10 protein-coding genes are annotated in these 7,726 nt (G+C 67.9%); 6 read left to right on the top strand and 4 right to left on the bottom strand.

Going from position 1 to position 7,726, the window contains the following annotated elements; genetic code table 11:
- Positions 1-124: 124 nt before the first annotated feature.
- The gene (locus ABE522_RS17240) at positions 125-532 is read right to left on the bottom strand and encodes a classical arabinogalactan protein 4 (RefSeq protein WP_346592751.1); all 408 of its coding nucleotides are present in this window, start codon (positions 530-532) and stop codon (positions 125-127) included.
- A gap of 127 nt (positions 533-659) precedes the next feature.
- Here ABE522_RS17240 and msrB point away from each other — a divergent pair, with 127 nt between their 5' ends.
- The 5 genes from msrB to ABE522_RS17215 all read left to right on the top strand — a co-directional run bounded on the left by msrB (position 660) and on the right by ABE522_RS17215 (position 3,908).
- The gene (gene msrB, locus ABE522_RS17235; RefSeq protein ID WP_346592750.1) at positions 660-1,127 is read left to right on the top strand and encodes a peptide-methionine (R)-S-oxide reductase MsrB; all 468 of its coding nucleotides are present in this window, start codon (positions 660-662) and stop codon (positions 1,125-1,127) included.
- A 100-nt stretch (positions 1,128-1,227) separates the two neighbouring features.
- Positions 1,228-2,082, top strand: coding sequence for a flagellar motor stator protein MotA (gene motA, locus ABE522_RS17230; protein WP_346592749.1), 855 nt, complete (start codon positions 1,228-1,230; stop codon positions 2,080-2,082).
- Positions 2,083-2,085: 3 nt separating this feature from the next.
- Positions 2,086-3,048: a flagellar motor protein MotB gene (gene motB / locus ABE522_RS17225; RefSeq protein ID WP_346592748.1), complete on the top strand. Its 963-nt coding sequence runs from the start codon at positions 2,086-2,088 to the stop codon at positions 3,046-3,048.
- A gap of 63 nt (positions 3,049-3,111) precedes the next feature.
- A complete protein-coding gene (locus tag ABE522_RS17220; protein ID WP_346592747.1) occupies positions 3,112-3,612 on the top strand; it encodes a hypothetical protein in 501 nt (166 codons plus the stop codon).
- A 17-nt stretch (positions 3,613-3,629) separates the two neighbouring features.
- Positions 3,630-3,908 carry a DUF4031 domain-containing protein gene (locus ABE522_RS17215; protein WP_346592746.1) on the top strand — a complete coding sequence of 93 codons (279 nt, stop codon included), beginning with the start codon at positions 3,630-3,632 and terminating at the stop codon, positions 3,906-3,908.
- A 21-nt stretch (positions 3,909-3,929) separates the two neighbouring features.
- On the opposite strand, the gene ABE522_RS17210 is transcribed toward ABE522_RS17215, so the two are convergent.
- Positions 3,930-4,472, bottom strand: coding sequence for a DUF6630 family protein (locus ABE522_RS17210; protein ID WP_042612770.1), 543 nt, complete (start codon positions 4,470-4,472; stop codon positions 3,930-3,932).
- Positions 4,473-4,619: 147 nt separating this feature from the next.
- Here ABE522_RS17210 and ABE522_RS17205 point away from each other — a divergent pair, with 147 nt between their 5' ends.
- Positions 4,620-4,871 (top strand): DUF3297 family protein, encoded by a 252-nt coding sequence (locus ABE522_RS17205; RefSeq protein ID WP_042612769.1) that lies wholly within the window; start codon positions 4,620-4,622, stop codon positions 4,869-4,871.
- Between the two features lie 111 nt (positions 4,872-4,982).
- Here ABE522_RS17205 and ABE522_RS17200 read toward each other — a convergent pair whose 3' ends face one another.
- Together ABE522_RS17200 and ABE522_RS17195 are read right to left on the bottom strand one after the other, a co-directional pair.
- Positions 4,983-6,629: a Na+/H+ antiporter gene (locus ABE522_RS17200; RefSeq protein ID WP_346592745.1), complete on the bottom strand. Its 1,647-nt coding sequence runs from the start codon at positions 6,627-6,629 to the stop codon at positions 4,983-4,985.
- 112 nt (positions 6,630-6,741) lie between these two features.
- Entirely contained in the window at positions 6,742-7,551 is an 810-nt protein-coding gene (locus tag ABE522_RS17195; protein ID WP_406846390.1) for a DODA-type extradiol aromatic ring-opening family dioxygenase, read from the bottom strand.
- Positions 7,552-7,726: the final 175 nt, after the last annotated feature.

The raw sequence follows: 7,726 nt of genomic DNA, 5'->3' as shown, positions 1-7,726 counted from the left end.
TTGCGGCGATTCCCACGAACCCACCCCGCCCCGCCCCGCCAACACACAGCCCTGCAGCTCTTGACGTTCGCTTTTGCACTCAGGCAGGTGCCGGGCGCAGCCCGGCAAACAAACAAACCCCACCCTACGGCTTGACCCGCGAGTCAGCACCCTGCGGCACGCTGTCGTGATACCGCCCCGTGCGCGAATCGAACACCCGGTTCGGCCCCGCCGGCTTCACCCCCGGAATGATCCGCCCATCGCGGTCATACACCTTCGCCGGCGCCGTGCTCGCCGGCGGCGCCACCACCTGCGCCGGCCCCGTGCTGCGGATCGGCCCCGCCGCCGGCGGTGGGCTGGCGATCGGCCGCGGGGCCTGCACCGGGGACGGCGGCGCCGGCTGCACCACGCGCGGCGGCTGTGGCGCCGGCGGCGGCGGCGGACGCACCGTGGTCGCACTGCGGGTCGCCGTCGGACTGGACGGCGCCGCCAACTGGGCCGAGGCAAACGCCGGCACCAGCAATGCAGACAACAGGATCAATGAACGCTTCATGGCAGCCCCCGGCAGTAGTTCAGCGCAGCGTGCACCGACCGCCGTGTGCCGGCCATGAACGCGATGTCATGCTTGCATGCCCGCCGCCCTGCCCCCATCTCCGCAGGCATCCCCCAGGAGATACCGCATGAGCGCCTTCGACCTCACGCCCCCGACCGACGCGCAGCGCCAGGCACTGGAATCCTCGCTCAGCCCCGACGAAGCCCGGGTGCTGCTCCAGCACGGCACCGAAGCGCCGTTCTGCGGCGTGTTCCTCGACAACAAACGCGATGGCGTCTACTGCTGCCGGCTGTGTGCCCTGCCGCTGTTCCGCTCCAGCACCAAGTTTGATTCGGGTACCGGTTGGCCCAGCTTCTTCGCCCCGTTCGCCCCCGAACACGTGCGCGAGATCCGCGACACCAGCCACGGCATGATCCGCACCGAGATCACCTGCGCCCGCTGTGGCAGCCACCTCGGCCATGTCTTCCCGGACGGCCCGCCGCCCACCTTCGAGCGCCACTGCCTGAACTCCGTCTCACTTTCGTTCACCGAGAACGGCGCGTCCTACGACGATCCGCTGCAGCGGGGCGGCGCGGAAGCCGAACCTGCGGGCTGATCCGCGTCGGCGGACCAGCCGACGGATTTCACACATTGCCTCTTCAGAAATCCCGTGAACGCGCCGTTAGGGAGATACCCCCTCTCCCTGCGTCGCGTCCATGCTCATCCTCATCGGCTTTCTCGTCGTCATCGCCAGCGTGCTCGGCGGTTATCTCGGCGCCCACGGACGACTCGGCGCGCTCTGGCAGCCGTACGAGCTGGTGATCATCGGCGGTGCGGCGGTGGGCGCCTTCCTGGTCGGCACCCCGGCAAAGACCGTCAAACAGACCCTGAAGGCCAGCGTGGCCGTGTTCAAAGGCCCGCGCTACAAGCAGCAGGACTACCTCGATGTCCTCAGCCTGGTCTACGAACTGCTCAACAAAGCCCGCCGCGAAGGCTTCATGTCGCTGGAAGAGCATGTCGAAAAGCCCGGCGAAAGTCCCATTTTCGCCCACTACCCCAAGGTCCAGGCCGACCATCACCTGGTCGATTTCATCACTGATTGCCTGCGCCTGATGATCGGCAGCAACATCGAACCGCACGAACTGGAACCGCTGCTGGAGCTGGAGCTGGACAAGCACCATGCCGAAGCGTTGGCGCCGTCGCAGGTCATCACCAAGGTGGCCGACGGCCTGCCCGGCTTCGGCATCGTGGCGGCCGTGCTGGGCATCGTGATCACCATGGGCTCGATCGGCGGCCCGATCGAAGAAGTCGGCGCGCACGTGGCCGGCGCGCTGGTCGGCACGTTCCTGGGCATCCTGCTGGGCTATGGCTTCGTCGGCCCGATGGCCGCGGCGATGGAAGCACGCGCCGAGCAGGACAGCCGCATCTACGAGTCGGTGAAGACCGCCCTGCTGGCCTGCCTGCGTGGCTACAACCCGAAGATCGCGCTGGAATTCGCCCGCAAGACGCTGCCCTCCGATGTGCGGCCGGCGTTCTCCGAATTCGAGCAGCACCTCAAGACGGTCAAGTAAGCCATGAGCGAGACCAAGCCCACCGTCATCGTCCGCCGGGTCAAGAAGAAGGGCCACGCCGCCCACCATGGCGGCTCGTGGAAGGTGGCCTACGCCGACTTCGTCACCGCCATGATGGCCTTCTTCCTGGTGCTGTGGCTGGTGGCGTCCACCAGCAAGCCCGAGCGCGGCGCGATTTCCGAATACTTCCGCAATCCCAGCCCGTTGTCGGGCACGAGCAGTACACCCGCACCCGGCATGGCCGGACCGGGTGGCGCCAGCACGTCGATGATCAAGCTGGGTGGCGCGGCCGATGTCAGCCGCGGCAGCAGCAATGATCCCTTCCAGAACCAGCAGGAAAGCATCCCCAAGGCGGTCGACCCCGACTCGCGCGAGCAGGAAAAGAAACAGCTGGAAGCGTTGATGCAGGAACTCACCGAGGCGATCAGCAAGAGCCAGGCGCTGGAGCCGTTCAAGGACCAGCTGCTGCTCGACCTGACCCCGGAAGGGCTGCGGGTGCAGATCGTGGACAAGCAGAACCGGCCGATGTTCGACCTCGGCGGGGCGGCACTGAAGCCGTATACGCAGACCATCCTGCGCGAACTGGCGAACTACCTGAACCATGTGCCGAACCGGATCAGCCTGACCGGCCACACCGACACCGCCGCGTACAGCACCCAGCACGGCTACGGCAACTGGGAACTCAGCGCCGACCGCGCGAACGCAGCCCGCCGCGCGCTGGTGGACGGCGGACTGGATGAGGCCAAGGTCACCCGCGTGGTCGGGCTGGCCGCTTCGGTGCTGTTCGACAAGACCAACCCGGCCAACCCGATCAACCGCCGCATCAGCATCGTGGTGATGACCCGGGACGCCGAAGCGTCTGCACTCGCAGGGGCCGGCTCCACGGTGGCGTTGTCGGCCGCGGTGGCCGATCCGGACGTGCAGGCCGCCCAGGCGCCGACCGCGCTGGGCGACGCGTCGCCGTAGCGCCAAGCGCGCCCTGCGCTGGGCCATTACAATGGCGGCCTTCCCTTTTTGCAGGCTCCCACCATGTCCAAGCTTTCCAAAGCCAAGCGCGACAAGCGCAAGAAGCAGCAGCCCAAGCGCGCCTTCGCCCGCCTGAGCGACCAGCAGCAGGTGCAGAACCACGCCGTGCTGACCAACGAAGAGGGCCAGGTGGTCGCGGCGATCGGCCTGCAGGGTCGCCAGTGGCTGCTGTCGATCGGCGGCCAGACCATGGGCAATGCGGATGATCCGATGCCGATGCTGGCCATGCTCAAGCACCTGGCCAACGTGCAGGGCAAGGAAGGCCGCAAGGTCGACCTGCAGTACTCCGAAGGCCTGGGCGAGCTGATCAAGGTCATGGCCGCCGAAAAGGAACTGGACGCCGACGCGTACCTGGACCAGCTGGCCGCCGAGTTCGACGGCATGGATGGCGAAGAGGACGCTGAAGGCGAGGCCGCGCAGGACGATGCCGATGGCGCGGAAGCCATCGAGGCCCCGGCAGACGCAGAAGCGGAAACCGAAGCCGACGACAAGCCGAAGGCCTGAAGGGCCTCGGGACCCCGGTGACGGTCTACGTCGACGACGCAGTGCAGGCCTGGCGCGGACAGCGCTGGGCCCACCTGATGGCCGACACCCTGCCCGAACTGCACGCCATGGCGGCGCAGCTCGGCATCCCGCGCCGGGCGTTCCAGAACAAGTCCAGCGGCGCGCACTACGATGTCACCGTGGCCCTGCGCGCGCAGGCGATCGCACTCGGCGCACAGGCGATTTCCCGGCATACCGACCGCGAGCGGCTCAAGGCGGTGATCGCCACCGCCCGCGCGCAGTACCAGCCCGGGTAACGGGCAAAGGGTGCGGTCCGGTCAGAACGGATCGCTGCCCAGCCGCACTTCCACGTTCAGCAGCGAACACAGCGCCAGCATCGCGTCGTCGTCGCGGGTCAGCGCCATCCAGCCGGTGAAGCCGTCGCTGCCGGCATCCACGCTCCACAGCGTGTAATTGTTCTCGCGCAGGCGGTCGAAGGCGGTGGACATCAGCTGCACGCCATCCAGCCCGATGCTGAAGTCTTCGTCGTCCAGGTCGCCGCCCCAGTCCACCTGCAGGTTGAAGCGCGCCGACAGCTCGTTGACCGCCGACATCAGCGATTCCAGGTCATCGCGTTCCACCTCGAAGCCGCTCTGCCAGCCGATCGCGGTGAACAGCGGCGGGATCCAGTCGCTGTCCGGCTCCAACGGCTCGCCCTGTTCGGCCAGCAGCTCGCGCCAGCGGTTGAACTGGGCCAGCGCCAGCTCCTCGTCGCCGGGATTGATCAGCACCAGCAGGTTCCATGCACGCGCCTCGAAATCGTCCTCGTCGTAGTCGTGGGCGTCTTCTTCGAAGTCGAAATAATCGCTGTTGTCGGGCATGGTCGTGGTCCTGCGGGTACGGTGCTGTGGCACGCATTCTGAGGCCTGGCGGCCGCCGCCGGAAGCATCGGCGTTGGGTCGCGCGCCGCGTACAGGTATCCTTCCCCCCATGAAGCCGGCCTTGGTGGCCGTCACAGTGAAGCTGAAATGAGCGATACCCCTCCCGACCACCTGGCCATCAACCCGGCCAGCCCCCACCACGATGCGCAGGCGCTGGAGCGCGGCGTCGGCGTGCGCTTCAACGATGTCGAACGCACCGATGTCGAAGAATATTCGGTCAGCGAAGGCTGGATCCGCGTGCAGGCCGGCAAGGCGCGCGACCGGCGCGGCAACCCGATGACGCTGAAGATCAAGGGCAGCGTCGAAGTGCGCTACCTCGACCTGAAGCCGCAGGCCTGAGGCCTGCTGGACGGGCCTGCGGGAGCGCCGAGCCATGCTCGGCGGGCTGTGTCAGGCACCGCGCCAAACGCCGCCGGGCATGGCTCGGCGCTACCGTGAGGGCATCCGCCCTCACTCCCGCTGCCGCGATTCCAGCAGGTCCAGGTTGCGGATCAGCTTGCGCGAGATCTCATCGGAGATCACCCCGCGACGGGTCAGCCGGAACAGCTCCTCGCGCTCGGCGGTCAGCCCGGCGCCACGCAACTGGCGGTAGCCGCGCTCCATCCGCCTCACCTTTTCCGGATCGGCATCCGGGCCGTGCTCTTTTTCAAGGTTGCGCTGGTACAGCAGGCTCACCCGCGATGCCGCGTCGTTGTACAGCTGCACGTTGTCGGTGGTCTGGTTCTGCACCAGCTGCTGGCGCATCCGTTCCACCCCGGCAAGGGCAGCCTTCGATGCCAGCTTGCGCGCCACGTCCTCTTCTTTCCGCTCACCGGAATCGGCCGGCAACTGCAGGCCCTTCAACAGCTGCGGCAAGGCCACGCTGGCGCCCACCAGCGAGAACAGGATCACCGCCGCCGCCAGGAAGATCACCAGGTCACGCGCCGGGAAGGGATCGCCGCTGGGCAGGAACAAGGGCAGGGTCAGCACGCCGGCCAGGGTGATCGCCCCGCGCACGCCGGCCACCGAGGTCGCCACCACGATGCGCCAGTTCGGTGCCTGCCGCTGCTCGTCGCCGCGGCGCCTTGCGCGCAGCAGGTTCCAGCGCAGCGACAGCCACACCCACAACAGACGCAGCAGGATCAGCGCCAGGTTGATCACGACCACGTACACCGCCAGCCACCACGGACTCTGGTGGCCGCTTTCGCTCATCGTGGCGACGGCACGCTCCACGATGCCCGGCAGCTGCTCGCCCAGCAGCACGAACATGATGCCGTTGAAGCTGAACTGCAGCATGTTCCACACGGCTGATCGCTGCACGCGCATGCTGCCGGACACACGGCCGGTCAGCTCCACGTAGCTCATCGTGATACCCGCGGCCACCGCCGCGAGGATGCCCGATGCGTTGATTTCTTCAGCCAGCAGATACGCCGCGAAGGGAATCAGCAGGTTGACCAGCATCGCCGCGCCCGGCTCCTCGCCGAAGCGCCGCCACAGCCAGCGCTGGAAAGTGGACACGCCCAGGGTCACCGCCACGCCGACCGCCAGGCCCGCTGCGGCCACCCACAGGAACGTCATCGAGGCGTTGGCCAGCGAGAACGAACCGGTCATCACCGCCGCCACCGCAAAGCGGAAGCAGACCAGGCCGGACGCATCGTTGAGCAGGGATTCGCCTTCCAGGATGTGCATCAGGCGCTTGGGAATCGGCGCCTTCGAGGCAATCGCGCCCACCGCCACCGGATCGGTCGGCGAGATGATCGCCGCCAGCGCGAAGCACACCGCCAGCGGCATCACCGGGATCATCCAGTGGATCAGCAGCCCGGCACCGATCACCGTGAACACCACCAGCCCGAAGGCCAGTTCCAGGATCGCGCCCTTGTCGCGGAACAACCCCTGCTTGGGGATGCGCCAACCGTCCAGGAACAGCAGCGGCGGCAGGAACAGCAGGAAGAACATGTCCGGGTCGAGGTCATGCCCGCGGTTGAACACGCCGGCGATCACCGCGCCCAGGGCGATCTGCACCAGGGGCAAGGGCAGCGAAAAGGGCAGGACGCGGACCAGGTAACCGCTGGCCACCACGGCGACCAGCATCGCCAGTACGACTTCAATGGTGTGCATGCATCATCCAGATGACGGCGCAATGGGGAGGGATGGCCATGCGGCCAAGCGCCGGTAACCCGAAAAAACTAGCACACCGCGGGCACCAGGCCCACGCCTGCGTGGTGCAGGCTCAGCGAGGCGACAGCAACGCCGCTTCGCCGTCGAACCGGTAGAGGTCCATCGCCAGCATGCCGGCGTCGATGCCTGCATCGATACGACGCGCCCCGAGCGCACCGTCGCCGGCCGCGCCGATGGCGAAGTGCAGCGGTTGCAGGTGTTCGTCGGTGGGATGCGCCTGTGCGGCACCGGGCGCCTGCGCGCGGTAATCCAGCAGGGCGGGCACGTCATCGGCGGCCAGGCGCTGCTCCACCCAGCCGATGAACGGCCGCACGTAGGGCGCTTCCTTGCCGTCCTGGTAGCGGCGGAAATCGTGCAGGTTGTGGGTGATGCTGCCCGAGCCCACCAGCAGCACGCCCTGTTCGCGCAGCGGCGCCAGCGCCCGGCCCAGCGCCAGCTGATGGGCCGGGCCACGCTGCGGCTGCAGCGACAGCGGGACCACCGGGATGGAAGCGTCCGGAAACAGGAAGCGCAACGGCACCCACGCGCCGTGGTCCAGTCCGCGGCTGGCGTCCAGGCGAGCCGGCAGGCCGGCGTCGACCAGCATCTGCTGCACCTGGGCCGCCAGCTCCGGTGCTCCCGGCGCCGGGTACTGCAGCTGGTACAGCGGCTCCGGGAAGCCGCCGAAGTCATGGATCGTCGGCGGCTGCGGATGCGCGCCCACCTGCGGTTGCGCACTCAGCCAGTGCGCACTGGCGATGACGATGGCACGCGGGCGCGGCAGGTCGGCGGCGAGTTCGGCCAAGCGCTGGCCGACCAGTCCGGGCTGCAGCGCGGTCATCGGCGAACCATGCGAGATGTACAGGCTGGGCAGGCGGCGCATGGCGGATTCCTCGAAGGACATGCCGCAGCTTATTGCCAGCGGCCCGCGCGGAACATACGGTGCACCGGACCAGATCGTTGCAGGGCAGCGACAATCGCGGGTGCGGACGGCAGGACGGTAGCGCCGAGCCATGCTCGGCGACTGTCCCGCATGGTGCAGGCATTCCGCCGAGCAT

Origin of the sequence: Stenotrophomonas lacuserhaii (assembly GCF_039674585.1) — a bacterium.
Lineage (GTDB): Bacteria > Pseudomonadota > Gammaproteobacteria > Xanthomonadales > Xanthomonadaceae > Stenotrophomonas > Stenotrophomonas pennii_A.
The sequence above is the reverse complement of the archived record's forward strand: the minus strand, read 5'-3'. Positions and strand labels throughout refer to the sequence as shown.

Coding starts and splice junctions, on each gene's coding strand:
- ABE522_RS17240 (WP_346592751.1), bottom strand. CDS start 532: ATGAAGCGTTCATTGATCCTGTTGTCTGCATTGCTGGTGCCGGCGTTT.
- msrB (WP_346592750.1), top strand. CDS start 660: ATGAGCGCCTTCGACCTCACGCCCCCGACCGACGCGCAGCGCCAGGCA.
- motA (WP_346592749.1), top strand. CDS start 1,228: ATGCTCATCCTCATCGGCTTTCTCGTCGTCATCGCCAGCGTGCTCGGC.
- motB (WP_346592748.1), top strand. CDS start 2,086: ATGAGCGAGACCAAGCCCACCGTCATCGTCCGCCGGGTCAAGAAGAAG.
- ABE522_RS17220 (WP_346592747.1), top strand. CDS start 3,112: ATGTCCAAGCTTTCCAAAGCCAAGCGCGACAAGCGCAAGAAGCAGCAG.
- ABE522_RS17210 (WP_042612770.1), bottom strand. CDS start 4,472: ATGCCCGACAACAGCGATTATTTCGACTTCGAAGAAGACGCCCACGAC.
- ABE522_RS17205 (WP_042612769.1), top strand. CDS start 4,620: ATGAGCGATACCCCTCCCGACCACCTGGCCATCAACCCGGCCAGCCCC.
- ABE522_RS17200 (WP_346592745.1), bottom strand. CDS start 6,629: ATGCACACCATTGAAGTCGTACTGGCGATGCTGGTCGCCGTGGTGGCC.
- ABE522_RS17195 (WP_406846390.1), bottom strand. CDS start 7,551: ATGCGCCGCCTGCCCAGCCTGTACATCTCGCATGGTTCGCCGATGACC.